This window comes from Aeromonas sp. 19NY04SH05-1 (assembly GCF_040581895.1).
GTDB lineage: Bacteria > Pseudomonadota > Gammaproteobacteria > Enterobacterales > Aeromonadaceae > Aeromonas > Aeromonas enteropelogenes.
This window is the reverse complement of the sequence record NZ_CP095328.1, coordinates 3,430,592-3,447,206: the sequence shown is the minus strand read 5'-3', so window position 1 is coordinate 3,447,206 and position 16,615 is coordinate 3,430,592. Positions and strand designations below refer to the sequence as shown.

The following is a 16,615-nucleotide window of genomic DNA, read 5'->3' as shown; positions in this document are numbered from 1 at the left end:
TGTCGGTTTTGTGTGCGAACGGTCGTGCTTTTTTGTCGGTTTTTAAAAGGATCTGCGCCAGCTGGCCAGCACCTTCTCCACCTCGGGCCAGAAGTGATGGGCCGGATCCTGGCAAAGATCCAGGGCATTGAACACCTGATCCGCCAGATAGAGGCCGTAGAGCCGGTAGACGGCGCGCCAGGGATCCATGTCGCCGCGCCACTCCTCCTGCGCCTGGCCCTTCATTACCTGGCGAGCCAGGTAGTCGAGCCAGAAACGCACCAGCTGGCGGGCCGCCTGCTGCACCTCACCATCCTGGGCCGAGGTCCAGGCATCGAGGAACATGCAGCGACCGGCAAAGCATTGATTCCAGGCCAGCCAAGCTTGCAACAGGGCGGTCAGCTTGTCGTGCTGGCTGGCGTGCTGCTGCTGGCGTACCGGCTGGATCACCCGCTCGCGAAACACCTGGGCGGCATACTCCAGCACGGCGATCTGCAGGTTGTCGCGGGACTGAAAGTGGGCAAACAGGCCGCTTTTGGACATCTCGCATGCCGTTGCCAGCGAGCCTATGGTCAGGCTCTCCAGCCCTTGCCGGCTCGCCTGCTCGAACGCAGTCTGCAAAATGTTGTCGCGGGTCAGGCGCCCCTTGCTCATCGCTCTCTCCTCCATTGCCCGGGCAGCATAAAGTACGATCGTGCTAATTGTCGAGCGGCAAAGCGCTCGGGGCGCTGTTGCTTTCTGTCGGGTCTACGAAAAAAGAGGAGCCGCCAAGGGGGAGCGGCTCAGTTGTCCTTGATATCCATCTGTTGCAAGGCGATCACCGCCTGGGTGCGGTTTTTGACGCCGAGCTTGCGGAAGATGGCGGTGATATGAGCCTTGATGGTGGCTTCGGAGACGTTGAGCTCCCAGGCGATCTGCTTGTTGAGGCTGCCATCGCGCAGCATCACCAGCACCTTGTACTGCTGGGGAGTGAGGCTTGCCAGCTTGCTGGCAAAATCGGGACCGTCCTCGGATTCCGGGTGCAGCGAGATGCCCTCAGGCACCCAGTTGTCCCCCCCGATCACCGTATTGAGGGCGCTGACCAGCTCCTTCATGGGGGCGGATTTGGGGATGAAACCGAGGGCTCCCAGTCGCAGCACCTGCTGGATGATGACGGGATCTTCCGAGGCAGAGACCACCACGATGGGCAGGTCGGGATACTGACCGCGCAGATGGGCCAGCCCCTCGAAGCCATTCGCACCCGGCATCTTGAGGTCGAGCAGCAGCAGATCGACCTCGGGGTGCTCCCCCAGCAGCAGGGTCAGGCTATCGATGGAGTCCGCTTCCAGCAACTGGGCCTCGTCGATGGCCATGTGGACTGCCTGATAGAGGGCGCTGCGAAACAGGGGGTGGTCATCTGCGATGACGATGGTAAATTGGCTATCCATAGCTCACATGGTTGCTAACTGATTGTTTTGAAAACTCAAACTAGCATCGCTCCCCAAGGGGGTCAAACCCGCTGGTGTGCAAATGTGAGGTGACCATCGGATGTGATGCCACTGGGGCAGACAGGATGGCTGGCACGGATTCATGCAGGAGGCAAAAGATGGGATCCCTGGTATTGACGGTGGGCACGGGTTCCACCTGGGCGATGCGGGCGGCGCTGGTGCTCGCCATGAGTGGACTGGAGTGGCAGGTGCAGGTGTTCGATCTGGACGACGCAGCCGCCCTGGCGCGGCTCAAACGGCAGGCACCGGCCGGGCTGGTGCCCTGGCTGGATCATGACGGGGTGCGGGTACACGACTCGCTGGCTATCGCCGAATATCTCCACGAGCTGTGCCCGGATCGCCAGCTCTATCCCCCCTCGCTGGCCGAGCGGGCCCTGGCCCGCAGCCTGTGCGCCGAGCTGCATGCCGGTTTTCGCCACATTCGTACCCTGCTGCCCTTCTTCCTGGGGGCGCCGACCCGCGTCGACCCACCGGTGGAGGCCATCGGCGAGCTGGCCAGATTGCAGGAGATCTGGGGGGTGGCGCGGGGCCCCTTCTATTTTGGCGAGGCGGGCATCCTGGATGCCTTCTACGCCGTGATGGCCTACCGGCTGGCGAGCTATGGTATCCAGTTGCCCGGTTTGGCGGGAGAGTATCAAAAGGCCCTGCTGGCCTGGACCCTGTGGCAGGAAACCCTGGTCAAGGCACGGTTGCAGTGGCCCGCCGAGGCGCAGCGCCAGGACGCCAGCGCCTAGTATTCGGCAAAAAGAGGAGGGGAGCCATGGGCTCCCCTCCTGTCAAATGGCGGGTGTTAAACCGGCTGGCTTACGGTTGGCGCCCGGCGAACACCACCACCACCTTGTCATCTTCCTTCTCCCGCACGAAGCTGTAGGGCGCATCTTCGAGCTTCTGGTGGCTGCCCGCAGCGATGGCCGGATGGGCGGCGCGGAACTGACCGAGGCGCTGCCAGTGCCTGACCAGCTCGGCCTTCTCGCCGCTGGCCAGTTCCTGCCAGTTCATGTCGGAACGCAAGCTTTGGTCGAACACGCCCCCATCCCTGGCGAGCCCGCGGCCCGATTCATCGCCGTAGTAGATCTGAATGCCCCCCGGCAGCAGCATAAAGCTGCTGGCGACCCTGCGCTGTAGCGGCACGTCCTGATAGTCGCCGAAGAACAGCTTGGTGTCGTGGGAGCTGATGTAGCTCAGCACGTTGAACCCGGGATCCTGGTTGATACGGCTGGCGTAGCTGGCATAGGTGGGCTCGGCACCCGCCAGACACTGGGCTTGGGGCAGGGCGAACTCACGCTGGTAGTCGAAGTTGATCAGGGAATCGAAGCCATTTTGGTACCAGAAGTCCTTGGCGACCCCGTGATCCCACACCTCGCCCACCATGTAGAAGGGCAGGTCATCGAGTTTTTTATCCGGATTGGCGGCCTTCCACTCCTTGAGGGCGGCGGTGCCGGCCTGCTTGAGCTTGGCCCACACCTCGGGCTCCAGATGTTTGACGGTATCGGCACGGAAGCCATCGATGCCGAAGCGGCGCACCCAGTCGGTGTGCCAGGTGATCAGGTAGTCGCTCACCGTGGCGTTGGGCAGCGTTTTGGCCTTGGTATCCTTTTTCGCCGTGAGCAGAGGCGGCAGGCCCACCGGTTTGGTGGACTCGGTGAGAAAGTCAGGGAGCCCGGCCACCGAGCCGGTCACGTCGTCGGTGCCGGGTTGCGGATAGCCCGGCAGGGCGGCGCGCACCCAGTCGGGGCCCCACCACTTGCTCCAGGCGGGTGATTGATAGTCGATAAACTGGTTGTAGCCATGCCAGTCGAGGCCGCCGCTCGGGCGCCACTCGCTCCAGCGGCCTGGTAAATTTCCGGTATTTTGGGCCAGGTCCGTGAGCCCCAGATCCTGCAGATCGGCCAGGGTGGCGTAACCGGCGTGGTTCATCACCACATCCAGGATGATGCGCATGCCGCGTTTGTGCGCCTCGTCCACCAGGATTTTCAGGCTCTCCTCGTCACCGTAGTTGGGATCTATCTTGGTGAAGTCCAGCGCCCAGTAGCCGTGGTAGGCATAGAAGGGGAAGTTGCCTCGCTCGCCGCCGCCGATAAAGCCGTGCACCTGCTCCACCATGGGGGTGATCCAGATGGCGTTGATGCCGAGCTGCTTGATGTAGTCAAGCTTCTCGGTCAACCCCTTGAAATCGCCGCCGTGCCAGGTGGCCACCTCGTCCTGGCCATCCTTCTGGCGGCCGAAGCTGTGATCGTTGGCGCGATCGCCGTTGTGAAAGCGATCGGTCAGCAGGAAGTAGACGCTCGCCTGATCCCAGCTGAAGGGGGCCGGTTTGGCCGCCTTGACCGGCTCGAGCAACAGCAGGCCGCCGCTCTCTTTGGCCGGCGTCAGGGTCAACTTGCCCTGTTTCACCACGCCCTCCTGTCCCGAATAAGCATCTCGCAACCGGGTGCCGTCGGGCCAGACCCCGTTTAGCGATACCGTGACCGGGCCGCCATCCCAGCTGATGCAGGGCTCTTGTGGTGGCTGGCGCTTGAACTCGCTCTTTTTGGTGGCGCGCAGCACCTTGATGCTGGGGGTATCCGGGTTGAAGGTGAACTGGTAGTCCCCCGCCAGCATCACCCGCAGGGTAAAGCTCTCTCCCTTGCTGCACTTGTCCATCGGCTGGGCAGTGCCAAAGGGGAGCGGTTTGGCCTCGCTCGGGCCAAAGCTGGAGCCACAACTGTTGGCGGCATCGCCGATGCGAATTTGATGGCTCCCCTTGGCCAGGGGATGGGTCAGCGTCACCGTCCCCTTGTCCAGCGCCAGCGGAGTCGCCACTGCCTGGCCATCCACATAGAGGTGGATGTCGGGGGCGGCCAGAGCTTGGGCGACAAAGGGCTGGCTGGCCAGCAGGGCGAGCCACAAGGGGGAGAGACGATTAGCGCGACGCATAAGCCATTCCTTGAGCGGGGCGAGGTTAAGGTGCGCCCATTCTAGGAGGCAGGCCCTTGGCCCTGGAGCGCTAAAGCGCCGATTTGTGACGTTAGTTCAAATGGTTACGTTTTCAAGAAGGGGAAAGTGTGATGCCTGCCGTGTCGGTGTAAAAACCGCTGCCATAAAAAATGCCGGTCCAGGGACCGGCATTGTCAGGCTGTGGTGTCGTCAGACTGTAAAGAACTTGAAGTTGACGAAGGCGACAGCGATGAAGGAGGCCACCATGCCGCTGATGCAGAGCACTGCCGGACGAATGGCCGGCCAGCGATGAGTCATCAGTATGATGGCCAGCAGGGTCGGGTAGAGGCCGAACATGTAGCGCGGCATGGCATTGAGCCCCGTCATCAGCGGTATAGTGCAGCAGATGAACATCAGGGTTGCCTCGGCCCAGCGCTTCTGGCTGAACAGATAGGCATTCAGGCACCAGCCGAAGATCACCATGATGGAGAGGTAGGCTTTGCGACCGCCGAGCTCGAAACCGCTCAGCCACCAGTCCAGCGGACTGTCCATGGAACGGCCCCAGGCCACCTGAATGTGCTTGAAGGCAAACGCATCCCCGGTGAGGTGATAGAGGTAGAGCATATAGGCGAACAGGCCGAACGGGATCAGCCAGAGGGTGAATACCACCTTGAAGGCGCGCTCGGTGAAGCGGAAGAACTCGCGCCAGCCGTAGGCTTGCAGCGCCAGGATCAGCACGGGGAACACCATCATCACCCCCAGGTTGCGGGTGGCCGAGATACAGACCCCGAGCGCCGCTACCATCAGCCACTGCTCCCGATAGGCGAACAGGAACATTCCCAGCATCAGCGCCATGAACATCGATTCGGTGTAGCCGGAGACGAAATAGGCGGAGAAGGGGGAGAAGGCGAGCAGCCAGACACCGAAGCGGGCGGTCTCGTCACCCAGCTTGAGTTGACGCAGCACCAGCAGCATCAGCGGCATGCTGGCGAAGAAGCCGATGTTGGCCACCAGCATCAGGCCGATCAGGCTCTCCACGTTGAGCAGGCTGGAGAGGGAGCCGGCCAGCATGGGATAGAGGGGCATGAAGGCCCAGTTGGCTGCATTGCCCTTGCTGAGCCAGCGCGGGTAGAGGTCGTAGCCGTTTTCGATGATGCGCTGGAACCAGACGCAGTCGAACTGGCAATAGGCCTGCAACGGACCGATATCGGTGGCGCCGTAGAGCTGAACCCCGAAGTAGCCCATGCCATAGAGAGCAACCCGGCTCAGTACGAAGGCGGCGATGATCATCAGCCAGTCACGGCCGCTGATCCGCAGTGATGGACGATAGGGGCCCGCCTGCGCGGGGGCCATGGTGGTCATGTCATTCATCAGGCAAACACCCAGACGCGAGAGAGGAGATAGGTCAGCACGGTCACGGTCAGCGTGGCGATCACCACGGGCAACAGACCGGAGAGCCCTGCAAACAGCAGGCCGCTCAGAATGAGGTTACGTACCGCCAGCGAGAAGAGGGCGACCAGCAGAAACTTGCTGGCGGCACCCTGCTTCTGGAAGGTGATGTAACGATGGCCGAAAAAGGAGAACCAGAACGCGATGGCAAACGCCAACGTCGTAACCAGATGCTCGGAGATGGTGGGCCAGGTGTGAAAAAGCGCGAACGAGGTGCCGAGATCGACGAGGGTCGCGCCCCCGCCGACAAAACCGAACCGTACCAGCCGCCAGAATTCCTCGCGGGAGATCATTGGGACGCCTGCTCCTGCTTGTCAGCCTCGGGCTTGTCATCCTGCCCTTGGCGGGCCTCCTGCCGGGCATACTGGCCGTAGACCCCTTCGATAAGGTAAACAGGGCGCTGCTTTACTTCCACGAACATGCGGCCGATGTACTCGCCAATGATGCCGAGCGACAGCAGCTGGATACCACCGAGGAACAGCACCACGGACATGAGGGACGCATAACCGGGTACGTCAATGCCGAAGAAGACCACCTGGGTGATGATCTTGATGAGATAGAGGAAGGCGATGAAGGAGACACCGACACCCACATAGCTCCAGACGCGCAGCGGCCAGCTGGAGAAGCTCAGCAGGCCGTCGAGAGCGAAGTTCCACAGCTTCCAGTAGTTGAACTTGGTCTCACCCGCGTGGCGGGCAGGGCGCTCGTAGGGAACGCCGACGGCGCGAAAACCGGCCCAGGCAAACAGCCCCTTCATGAAGCGGTTGCGCTCCGGCAACTGTTTGATCGCCTCCACCACGCGGCGGTCGATCAGGCGAAAATCGCCGGCGTTTTCCGGCAGCTTGGTGCTGGTGGAGAGGGCGTTGAAGAAGCGGTAGAAACCACCGGCAGTGACACGTTTCATCGGGGTGTCGGCACTGCGATCTACCCGGATGCCATAGACGGTGTCATAGTCGCCGGTCTGCCACAGCTTGACGAATTCGAGAATGAGGGCGGGGGGATCCTGCAGATCCACGTCCATCGGGACTATGGCATCCCCTTTGGCCTGGTGCAGACCGGCGGTGAGGGCCGCCTCCTTGCCGAAGTTGCGGGCCAGGTTGACCAGGGTTACGCGGGGATCGCGAGCGATGGCCTGCTCGACCACTTCACGGGTGCGGTCACGGCTGCCGTCGTTGACGAATACAATTTCAAGCTGGTCTTTCAGCGGGGCCAGTTCGTTGTCTATCGCATTGATGAAGGCATCGATGCTCTCTTCCTCGTTGTATACGGGAACGACCAGAGAGAGTCGAAAATCTGGATACGACATAAGAACGTCCTTATTTTGGATAGTTGCTTTTATCAAACCGTGCGCGGGGCAAGGCTCACTGGGCAAGAGTCATGCGTACCGACTGCACATTGATGGGAGTCGGTGCCGACAGGGCCAGAAAGTTGGGGTGTTTAGGGTCCGCCGTCAGTGAATTGCCCGGCAGGCTGAGGCGGATCTCGTTGATACCCGCTTTCGCCAACTTCACCGTGGTGGTGAAGTTGTTGCCCAGGGCCACCTTCAGCAGGGCGCCGGCTTGCGGGCTGTTGATGCGGGCATGCACGGTCAGTTCATCGGGGTTGGCTGCCTGCTTGGGCAACACGAAATAGAGGCCACCCTGACCGCTAAGCTGGGTGCCCTCGGCGCCGGGTTTCTTGGCCCAGCCTTCACTGGAGAGAAAACGGCTTGGTTTGGTCAGATTGAGCTCGTTGCCCGGCTGATAGGTCATGCTGGAGTTGTGCTCCCAGAAGCGGGTCTTGCCCTCCAGGTAATAGAGCCGGTAGGCCAGGCTCACGTTGGGGTGAGCGGCCAGATAGAGGGTGTAGAGGTAAAAACCGCTCAACGCCAGGATTGCAGTCAGAAAACCAAACTTTTTGTACGTCATATCACTCTCTACGCCTGACAAAAAATAGGTAGGCCGATTTCGCGCATATGCTAATCCAATTGCAAAAAAAGCATAGTGGATCACAAAAAAATATTTGCTCACATATTAACCCCTTCACTTCCTGTGCCCAACCCCGGGAGTTCAAAAGGCAGGACTCGGTAATCTGCCGCTCGGACGGCAAGACGTGCTGACGGCAGGGGGGCTTCGGTCTGGGAAGAAATACGACCCGATTGCTTGCTGCGTCAGCTTCCTGCACATATAGATCGTCATAGGAGTGCTATCGCCATTTTGGCGAGGCCGTTTTATGATGACTCATCTGTTTGTCAAGGACGACATATGAAATGGACTGCCTACTGTTTGCTGCTTTGCTGCTGGATGTCGCAGGCATTTGCCGCCAGCCTCTGCCCGGCTCCACTTCGGGTCGGTTTTGACAACTGGCCACCCTATCACTACTACGATGACGGAGATGCACGCCAGCAGGTGCACGGGTTTGCCGTCGAGACGCTCAACGGCGTGCTGGCCCGCATCGGCTGCCAGGCCAATTATGTGGAACTGCCCTGGAAACGGGTGTTGCACGAGATTGAGCTCGGCAAGCTGGATATGGCGATGGAGGTCTATTTCAACGAGGACCGGGCCCGCTACGGCTATTTCTCCGATACCTACAACCCGGGACGCACGCTCCTGTGGGTACGCAAGGGGCAGCATTATCACGAGCAGGACCTGGCGAGCTGGCTGGTCAGTGGTCACAAACTCGGGGTGACCAAGGATTACTTCTATGGTGACGAGGTGATGGCCCTGCTGGCTTACCATAGTGCCCAGGTGAGCACGGTCAACGATGAGCAGAACTACGGCAAACTGGTGCTCGGGCGGATCGACGGTTTCCTCGGTGACATGCTGGCCACCCCCTGGGGGCTCAAGGAGCAAGGGCTGGCCGGCCAGATAGTCCCTCATGGCAAGCCGGTGCATGAGTTGCCCACCTTCTTTCTTTTCAGCAAAAAGCGTTTTTCTCCGGACTTTATTGCGCGTTTCAATCAGGAGCTGGCCGCCTTCAAGGTGACGAGCGAGTATGACGCCATCTGGCGACGTTATGTGTCGCCGGAACTGGCAAAGTGATAGCCATTCGCGCATCATGAGCAGCCCGACCGCAGGGTCAGGCAGAGTAAACAAATCGTTTTTGAGGTATCCATGGGGATGAAGTATTGGCTGGCTCTGGCCAATCTGGTGTGGCTGGGCTGCCTGCCCGCGACTGTGGCACAGGCTGCAGAGACGCCCATCGTGGTGGCTGTCGGTGAAACCCGGCATGACTGGTATCAGGGTTCCCAGGCCGAACTGGCCCGGGCCGAGCTGGAACAGCAGTTGCAGGAGGCTGTGCTGGCCCGCTTGCATCCGGATTTTTTTGCGTTGTGGAAGCGTTTGAACGCCACACCCGCCTCCCAGCGTGGCGCCATTTATGACGAGGTCTTTACCAAGCTCACCCGTTTCCAGCACGCCTGGCGGGGGATGGATCTGGTCTCCCGCGAGCAGATGAAGACCCTCAAACTGGATCTCAATCAGCCAATCAACCTGGCCCCGACGACTGATGATCTGCTTACTCAGGTCAGGGAGCTGCGTCCGCAGGTCGCCGAGTATGAGGCTGTGCGGGAAAAAGTGCGCAAGTTGCTGGCCATGCCGATGGCTCGCAAGTGGCCTTCCCTCGACATTCCTACCCTGCGTGCCGGTGAAACCTCCGCCGAGCTCGGGACGATCCGCGCCATGCTGAACGAGCTGGGGGATGTCGCCCCCCTGCATCAGGATGCCGTTTATGATGCCGAGACCGAGCAGGCCATCAAGGCATTCCAGCGCCGTCATGGCCTCACCGCAGACGGCATCATAGGCCGTCAGACCCGAACCTGGCTCAATACCGGCCCCGAGGTGCGCGCCAGCTTGCTGCTGCGCAACCTGTGGCGTCGCGATCTGGTGGACCAGCTCGCCAAGCCCCGTTATGTACTGGTCAATATCCCCGATTACCGCCTGAGCGTGGTGGAGTCCGGCAGCGAAGTGTTTACCAGCCGGGTGATCGTCGGCAAGGAGCAGCGGGCGACCCCCATCCTGGCCAGCGAGATCCGATCCATCGTGCTCAACCCGGCCTGGCATGTGCCGCGCTCCATTCTGAGCAAGGATATTCTGCCCAAACTCGGGCGGGATCCCGCCTACCTGAGCCGTGAGCAGTTCGAGGTGGTCGATGGTGAAGGCAATCCGGTGCAGTTTACCGAAGAGGAGTGGCATCAGGCGCTGGCTGCAGGCTTCCCTTACCGCCTGCGGCAAAAGCCGGGGGATCACAACGCCCTGGGGCGCTACAAGTTCTACCTGCCCAACAACGATGCCATCTATCTGCACTCCACCCCCCGCAAGGGATTGTTCGAGCAGGGTGCGCGGGCCTTCAGCTCGGGTTGCATCCGGGTGGAACATGCCGACGATCTGGCTGAACTGTTGCTGGCGGACTCCCGCTATCAGCCGGACAAGGTCGCCAGCATCCTCAAGCAGTCCCAGACCAAGTGGCTGCCGCTGACCTCCCCGATCCCGGTGTTTACCGTCTACTGGAGCAGCTGGGTCGACGAGACCGGGCGCCAGCAACTGCGCAACGATATTTACGGATTTGATCGAGTCAGCTTCCAGAGCCGTTTGTTGTGATCCCTGCCACAGTGTGAAAAGCCCGACCCCGGTCGGGCTTTTTCATGGGGCCTTGCGGTTTGACATAGTCCCTCGCACACGGGTAGTTTCAAGCGTCTTTGTCACATTTACTTACCCGTTTTGCATCAATGAGCGATGGATCAACTCCTTATGCTGGAACAAGAGATAAGTCGACGTCGTCTGCTGTTGGGAGCCGGTTGTCTGCTGGGTGGCGCCCTGCTCCCCCTCCCGGCGCTGGCAAGCCGCAGTACGGCCGGGCGTGAACTGAGCTTTTTCAATCTCAACACCGGCGAGCGGGTGCGCGCCAGTTACTGGGAGAATGGCCATTACCTGAGCGACGGGCTGGCCGAGCTCAACCACATACTGCGGGATTACCGTCGCAACGAAGTGTTCAATATCGACAGGCGGTTATTCGATCAACTCTATCTGTTGCAGCAAAAACTGGGGCGGCGCAGCGAGATCCAGCTCATTTCCGGCTATCGTTCACCGGCCACCAATCGCCAGAAGCGCAGCAAGAGCCGCGGCGTGGCCAAGCAGAGCTATCACACCCTGGGGCAGGCGGTGGATGTACGGATCCCCGGGGTGCAACTGGCCCACCTGCGTAAGGCCGCCCTCAATCTGGGGGTCGGCGGGGTCGGTTATTATCCCCATGACAACTTTGTCCATCTCGATACCGGCCCGGTTCGTAGCTGGTAAATGTATCAACAAGCTGACAAGATCGTCGCTCCAGTGAGGAGATAACGATGAAACAGATAATGATTGGCGCTCTGGTCGCCCTCTTGCTGACCGGTTGCAGCAAACTCAACCGCGACAATTACGACAAGTTGAAGATGGGCATGACGTACGCGCAGGCCAGTGAAATCCTTGGCAAGGCGGAGCGGTGTGACGATGCGCTGGGCACCACCAGCTGCGTCTGGGGCGGGGAAGGCAAGAACATCAAGATCCGCTTCATCGCTGACAAGGCGACCTTCTTCAGCTCGGAAGGGATCAACTGACACCTGAGTCTGTCATGACAAAAAAGCGCCCGAGGGCGCTTTTTTGTGTTCTGAATTTAAGCGGCTTTGCCAGAAGCTGGCGTAATCAGTGGGTTGCGTACTGGTAGTTGAAGGTGGGGAGTCCCCACTTGAAACGTACCGCCAGCAGGCGCAACACAAAACCGACACCGATAGACCCGAACGCGGCCCAGTTGTTGGGCAGGCCCTGCTCCAGGGCAAAGCAGTAGAGGGCGGCTGTCACCAGCGAGATGGCGGCATAGAGTTCGCGACGAAACACCAGCGGAATGCGCTGGCAGAGCAGATCCCTGAGCACACCGCCAAACACCCCGGTCACCACCGCCATGATGCAGGCGATGCCGGCACCATGGCCCATATCCAGAGCCCTGGCTGCACCGAAGATGGAGAAGACCACCAGCCCCAGGGCATCCAGCGCCATGAACAGCTTGCCGAGGTAGCGCATCAGCGGTGCAGAGATAACTCCCGCCATGGCGGCGCCTGCCACCAACAGCACATATTCCGGATGCTCAACCCAGAGCAGGGGATAGTGGCCCAGCAGCACATCGCGGATGGTGCCCCCCCCGATGGCCGTCGCAGACGCGATGATCACTACGCCAAACAGATCCATCCGCCGCCGACCCGCTGCCAGCGCGCCGGTCATCCCTTCGGCCACCAGGCCGAGCAAGAAGAGAGCATGTAACATGAGTTATCCCAGGGTGCGATTCAGGGCTGCATCCTATCAAGTCGCGACATATGGGACAAGGAAAGCAAACCATCCATTACTTTAATTCATGCGAAATGGAGCGAAAAAGAAAAAGGCACCCTTGGGTGCCTTGATTGCATCAGGTTTGGGGATCAGCGGCCAAGCTGTTCCTGGCGGTAGTGATCGACCCACATGGCGGTCGCGCCACAGATGGCGACCGGCATTACGAACAGGTTCACCACCGGGATGGCGGAAAAGAGAGTGACCAGGGCACCGAAGCTCAGGCACTTGCCGCGGCGTTGCTTGAGGGCGTCGCGCATGGTGATGAAATCGATCTTGTGGTTGTCGAACGGATAGTCGACGTACTGGATCGCCATCATCCAGGCGCTGAACAGGAACCAGAGCACGGGAGCCAGGGTCTGGCCGACCACGGGGATGAGGAACAGGATGAGACAACCGATCGCCTTGGGCAGGTAGTACTTGAGCTTGATCCACTCGCGGCCGAAGGTACGTGGCACATCCTTGACGATATCCAGCATGCCGCTGTCGTTCGGGGTCTCGCCGGTGAGGATTTGCTCCACCTTCTCCGCCAGCAGGCCGTTGAAGGGGGCGGCTATCCAGTTTGCCACCGAGCTGAACACAAAGGAGAAGACCACCAGTATGGTCACCAGGGCGATGGGCCAGAGCAGATAGTCCAGCCAGTCGAGCCAGGCGGGGATCTGCTGGTGCAGCCAGGCGAACAGACCGTCCAGCTGCAGCAGCAGGGCGTAGAAGGCGCCGGCAAACAGCACGAAGTTGACCAGCAGGGGGATCAGGACGAAGGTGCGGATACCGGGTTGGCGGATGAGAGAAAAGCCGCGCAGGAAGTAATCGGCGCCGCTGATTGAATCTTTTACCATACGGGGTGATTGGCTCATATGAGCTCCATCTGTTCATGGGAAAGTGCCTGCATATTACAAACAAGCCTTTGATTTGGTAAAGTCGCCAGTCCATTCCTTTTCCGACTCGGTTCAGCCGGGCTCCGGATGTTGTTGCGGGGAAGCCGCCTGCCTGTGACAAACCAGGCTCCGGTTTGGATTTGGTAACGTCGGCTGCTCGCCCCCCTCTTTATTTTTTATTTGTGTAGGCCTCCATGCGTCTGAAGTTGATCAAACTCGCCGGTTTCAAGTCGTTTGTCGAACCGACCCGTATCGAGCTTGATGCCGACATGACCGCCGTGGTCGGGCCCAATGGCTGCGGCAAGTCCAATGTGATCGACGCGGTGCGCTGGGTGCTGGGAGAGAGCTCGGCCCGCCACCTGCGCGGCGAGAACATGACGGATGTCATCTTCAACGGCTCCATCAACCGCAGCCCCCATGGGCGCGCCTCGGTGGAGCTGGTATTCGACAACCCCCACAACCGGGTGCCCGGCGAATTTGGCCGCTTCACCGAGATTTCGGTACGCCGTGAAGTGTTGCGCGACGGCTCCAACCACTACCAGATCAACGGCCAGAAGTGCCGCCGCAAGGATGTCACCGATCTCTTCCTCGGCACCGGCCTTGGGCCGCGCAGTTACGCCATCATAGAGCAGGGCACCGTCAGCCGGCTGGTGGAATCGCGCCCTGCCGACCTCAAACTCTTTATGGAAGAGGCGGCCGGGGTCTCCCGCTACAAGGAGCGGCGCCGGGAAACCGAGCAGCGTATTCGCCACACCCAGGAAAACCTTGAACGCCTCGGCGATATTCGCGGCGAGCTGGGATCCCGCCTTGAGCACTTGAAGTCCCAGGCCGAGACCGCCGAGCGTTACAAGCAGCTCAAGAGCCGCTCGCGCGCCGCCCGTGCCGAATTGATTGGCTCCGAGCTGTGGGCACTGGAGACCCGCCTTGGCGAGGCGAAAAGCGAGCTGGCCCAGGCCGAACAGGCGCTGGCGGCGCTTGATGCCAAGCGCACTGCCGACGAGGGGCGCCACGTCACTCTGTCGGTGGCCCGCCAGGAGGCCCAGGCCGAGCAGGCTAGCCGCCAGCAGCAGATTTTTCTCGGCGGCCAGGCCATCGCCCGTCTCGAGCAGCAGCAACTTCACCAGCACGAACTGGGCCGTGACTGGCAGGCCCGCCAGCAGACGCTGGGGGAGCGGATCGCCCAGCGCAAGGCCCAGCTCGCCAGCCAGCAGGAACAACTGACCGACGGGGTACTCAAAGCCGAACTTGAGGATGCCAGGCTGGAGCAGTGTGAGCAGTTGCTCACCGAGCAGCAGGAGGCGCGACTTATCGCCAGCGAACAGCTGGAGCAGGCTCGTCAGCGGCAACAACTGTGGCAACAGCAACTGGCGCAACTGCAGGGGCAGATCAACCAGACTCGCGCCCGGGTCGGAGGCCTGCAGGAGTTGCAAGCCAAGACCCGGCTGGCGCGACTCAAGCTGGAAGATGAGCGTGCCGGTCCCATCAAGGGGGACGATGAGACGCTGCAACCCCGTCTCGACGAGCTGGGCGCCGAGCTGGAGCTGACCCGGGCCGGATTGGGGGAGCTGACCGCACAATTGCAACAGGCGGTGGATGAACATGAGCGGCTCAGGCAGGAACATGGCCAGCAGCAGGGCTTGCTGCGCGAACTCGAAGCCAGGCTGACCACCCTGGATCAGATCCTCGGGGAGCAGATGGAAGGGGACACCCTGGCAGACCGGTTGCAGGTAGCCCCCGAGTGGGCCCAGGCCCTGGACAAAGTGCTTGGCCGCTGGCTCACGGCCACCCCGTCCGATGAGTGCAATCTGGCACAAGAGGGGCTCTGGATTGGTCCAGCCCAGCCCGTGGTTCCCGGCACCCTGGCGGCGCAACTCGATGGCGACCATATTCCCGCCTTTCTCAACGCCATCTGGCTGGCCGATACGCGGGACGCAGCCCTGGCCCGCCAGCCAACGCTGTTGGCCGGTGAGTCGGTGCTGACTCCTGCCGGAGATTGGTTTGGCCCCAACTGGGCCGATCTGGGGCAGGGCAACACCCTGGGCACCCTGGCGCTGCTCGGCGAGCGTGAGCGGTTGCATACCGAGCAGAACATGGCCATGGCGCATCTGGCACGGCTGGCCGAGCAGTTAACCGCGGCCGAGGCCGGACGAGCCCGGCTGTCGAGCGCGCAGGAGCTGTCGCAGCGAACCCTGCGCGAGCAGGAGCAAAAGTGGCAGCAACTGAGGGAAGCGTGGAGCCTGCAACGGGGGCAACGGCAGGAGCGAATGCAGCGGCTCGGCCAGCTGGGTGAAGAGCTTGCCCGGCTTGACCAGGAGCAGGCCGACGAGGTGCAGCGGCTGGAGCTTGCCTGCCAGCAACTGGCGCAGGAGGAGGCGCAGCTTGCCGAGTTGCAGGAGCAGGGCGAGCCGCTTACCCAAGGGCAGCAGGCCGCCCAGGAGCGGGTCAGCCAATGCGAGCGAATGCTGGAAGAGGCGCGTGTGCGGCGCGAGCAGCAAGGGGCGGTCTGTCAGCGTCTGCAACTGGAGCAGCAGAATCTGCGTCAGCTGATCACCCTGGGGGAGGAGGAGCTGGCACGGCTTGGGCTGGAGCTGGCCAGCCTGAAAGGGCCGGATAGCGAAGGGGTGCCGGATCTCGCCCCCCTGCTCGCCGAGCAGCGCAATCTGGAGGCGCAACAGCTGGCCTGTCATCAACGGCTCGCGGAGCTGGAGCGTCAGCTGACCGAGCTGGAACAGGCGCGCAGTGCCGATCACAAGCAGCTGGTGGCCTTGCAGGAGAAGCTGGCCCAGCTCAGGCTCGAGCGCGAGCGCAACCTGACCCGCCGCCAGGGACTGCACGAACAGTTCGAGGAGTTGGGTGTGCGGCTGGTGGATCTCGATCAGGCGGTGTTGATTGCCGCCGATCGCGGCAAACTGCGCCAGGAGATCCAGACCCTGGAGGCGCAAGTGGAAGCGCTTGGCGCCATCAACTTGGCGGCGCTGGAGGAGTATGAGGAGGCGAAAACCCGCGCAACCTACCTCGAAAACCAGTGCCAGGATCTCGAGCAGGCCCTCGAAACCTTGAGCCAAGCCATTAAAAGAATTGATAAAGAGACACAAATACGGTTCCGGGACACTTTCGATAAGGTCAACGAAGATTTAAAATCCCTGTTTCCAAAAGTGTTCGGGGGAGGCAGTGCCTGGCTTGAACTGACCTCGGATGATCTTTTGGAGGCCGGAGTGAGCATCATGGCGAGACCTCCGGGTAAGAAGAATGCTACCATTGCCCTGCTTTCCGGGGGGGAGAAGGCGCTAACCGCCCTTGCGCTGGTTTTTGCCATCTTCAGACTCAATCCAGCACCTTTTTGTCTGCTGGATGAGGTGGATGCACCGCTCGATGAAGTGAACGTCGGTCGCTTCTGTTCTCTTGTCAAAGAGATGTCGAGCACAGTACAGTTCGTTTACATCAGTCATAATAAGGTCTCCATGGAGATGGCTGAGCAGCTGGTTGGCGTCACGATGCAAGAGCCCGGAGTTTCGCGCATTGTGTCGGTCGATATCGGTGAAGCCGTCGCTTTGGCTGAGCAAAACTAGAAAGA

15 protein-coding genes are annotated in these 16,615 nt (G+C 61.0%); 6 read left to right on the top strand and 9 right to left on the bottom strand.

The annotated features are described in order from the left end of the window. Positions 1-42 precede the first annotated feature (42 nt). Complete coding sequence (locus MRK42_RS15765; protein WP_338610958.1) at positions 43-633, bottom strand: TetR family transcriptional regulator; 591 nt, start codon at positions 631-633, stop codon at positions 43-45. Positions 634-761: 128 nt separating this feature from the next. Beyond that, on the bottom strand, positions 762-1,406 hold the full coding sequence (locus MRK42_RS15760; protein WP_338610956.1) for a response regulator transcription factor: 645 nt from the start codon (positions 1,404-1,406) through the stop codon (positions 762-764). A 158-nt stretch (positions 1,407-1,564) separates the two neighbouring features. Here MRK42_RS15760 and MRK42_RS15755 point away from each other — a divergent pair, with 158 nt between their 5' ends. Further along, a complete protein-coding gene (locus MRK42_RS15755) occupies positions 1,565-2,200 on the top strand; it encodes a glutathione S-transferase N-terminal domain-containing protein (protein ID WP_338610954.1) in 636 nt (211 codons plus the stop codon). Positions 2,201-2,270: 70 nt separating this feature from the next. On the opposite strand, the gene MRK42_RS15750 is transcribed toward MRK42_RS15755, so the two are convergent. The 5 genes from MRK42_RS15750 to MRK42_RS15730 form a co-directional block, all read right to left on the bottom strand. Further along, a complete protein-coding gene (locus MRK42_RS15750; RefSeq protein ID WP_338610952.1) occupies positions 2,271-4,382 on the bottom strand; it encodes an alpha-amylase in 2,112 nt (703 codons plus the stop codon). Between the two features lie 210 nt (positions 4,383-4,592). Continuing rightward, positions 4,593-5,753, bottom strand: a complete 1,161-nt coding sequence (locus MRK42_RS15745; RefSeq protein ID WP_042073111.1) for a membrane protein — start codon at positions 5,751-5,753, stop codon at positions 4,593-4,595. Continuing rightward, positions 5,753-6,124 carry a GtrA family protein gene (locus MRK42_RS15740; RefSeq protein WP_026456917.1) on the bottom strand — a complete coding sequence of 124 codons (372 nt, stop codon included), beginning with the start codon at positions 6,122-6,124 and terminating at the stop codon, positions 5,753-5,755. Before MRK42_RS15740 ends, MRK42_RS15745 begins: the two co-directional genes overlap by 1 nt. Further along, positions 6,121-7,137 (bottom strand): glycosyltransferase family 2 protein, encoded by a 1,017-nt coding sequence (locus MRK42_RS15735; RefSeq protein ID WP_338610948.1) that lies wholly within the window; start codon positions 7,135-7,137, stop codon positions 6,121-6,123. The genes MRK42_RS15740 and MRK42_RS15735 overlap by 4 nt, the downstream gene beginning before the upstream one ends. 55 nt (positions 7,138-7,192) lie before the next feature. Beyond that, positions 7,193-7,738, bottom strand: a complete 546-nt coding sequence (locus MRK42_RS15730) for a hypothetical protein (RefSeq protein WP_026456915.1) — start codon at positions 7,736-7,738, stop codon at positions 7,193-7,195. A 336-nt stretch (positions 7,739-8,074) separates the two neighbouring features. Here MRK42_RS15730 and MRK42_RS15725 point away from each other — a divergent pair, with 336 nt between their 5' ends. The 4 genes from MRK42_RS15725 (at position 8,075) to MRK42_RS15710 (ending at position 11,403) form a co-directional block, all read left to right on the top strand. Next, a complete protein-coding gene (locus MRK42_RS15725) occupies positions 8,075-8,851 on the top strand; it encodes a transporter substrate-binding domain-containing protein (protein ID WP_216993953.1) in 777 nt (258 codons plus the stop codon). A gap of 72 nt (positions 8,852-8,923) precedes the next feature. After that, positions 8,924-10,408 (top strand): L,D-transpeptidase family protein, encoded by a 1,485-nt coding sequence (locus tag MRK42_RS15720; protein WP_338610945.1) that lies wholly within the window; start codon positions 8,924-8,926, stop codon positions 10,406-10,408. Positions 10,409-10,558: 150 nt separating this feature from the next. Then, complete coding sequence (locus tag MRK42_RS15715; protein WP_042027856.1) at positions 10,559-11,104, top strand: DUF882 domain-containing protein; 546 nt, start codon at positions 10,559-10,561, stop codon at positions 11,102-11,104. A 47-nt stretch (positions 11,105-11,151) separates the two neighbouring features. After that, the gene (locus tag MRK42_RS15710; protein ID WP_026458071.1) at positions 11,152-11,403 is read left to right on the top strand and encodes a lipoprotein; all 252 of its coding nucleotides are present in this window, start codon (positions 11,152-11,154) and stop codon (positions 11,401-11,403) included. A gap of 85 nt (positions 11,404-11,488) precedes the next feature. Here MRK42_RS15710 and MRK42_RS15705 read toward each other — a convergent pair whose 3' ends face one another. Further along, positions 11,489-12,103 (bottom strand): trimeric intracellular cation channel family protein, encoded by a 615-nt coding sequence (locus MRK42_RS15705; RefSeq protein ID WP_338610942.1) that lies wholly within the window; start codon positions 12,101-12,103, stop codon positions 11,489-11,491. Between the two features lie 152 nt (positions 12,104-12,255). Then, entirely contained in the window at positions 12,256-13,020 is a 765-nt protein-coding gene (gene cysZ, locus MRK42_RS15700; protein ID WP_026458070.1) for a sulfate transporter CysZ, read from the bottom strand. 215 nt (positions 13,021-13,235) lie between these two features. On the opposite strand from cysZ, the gene MRK42_RS15695 reads away from it, so the two are divergent. Then, the gene (locus tag MRK42_RS15695) at positions 13,236-16,610 is read left to right on the top strand and encodes an AAA family ATPase (RefSeq protein ID WP_338610939.1); all 3,375 of its coding nucleotides are present in this window, start codon (positions 13,236-13,238) and stop codon (positions 16,608-16,610) included. The last annotated feature ends 5 nt before the right edge of the window (positions 16,611-16,615 follow it).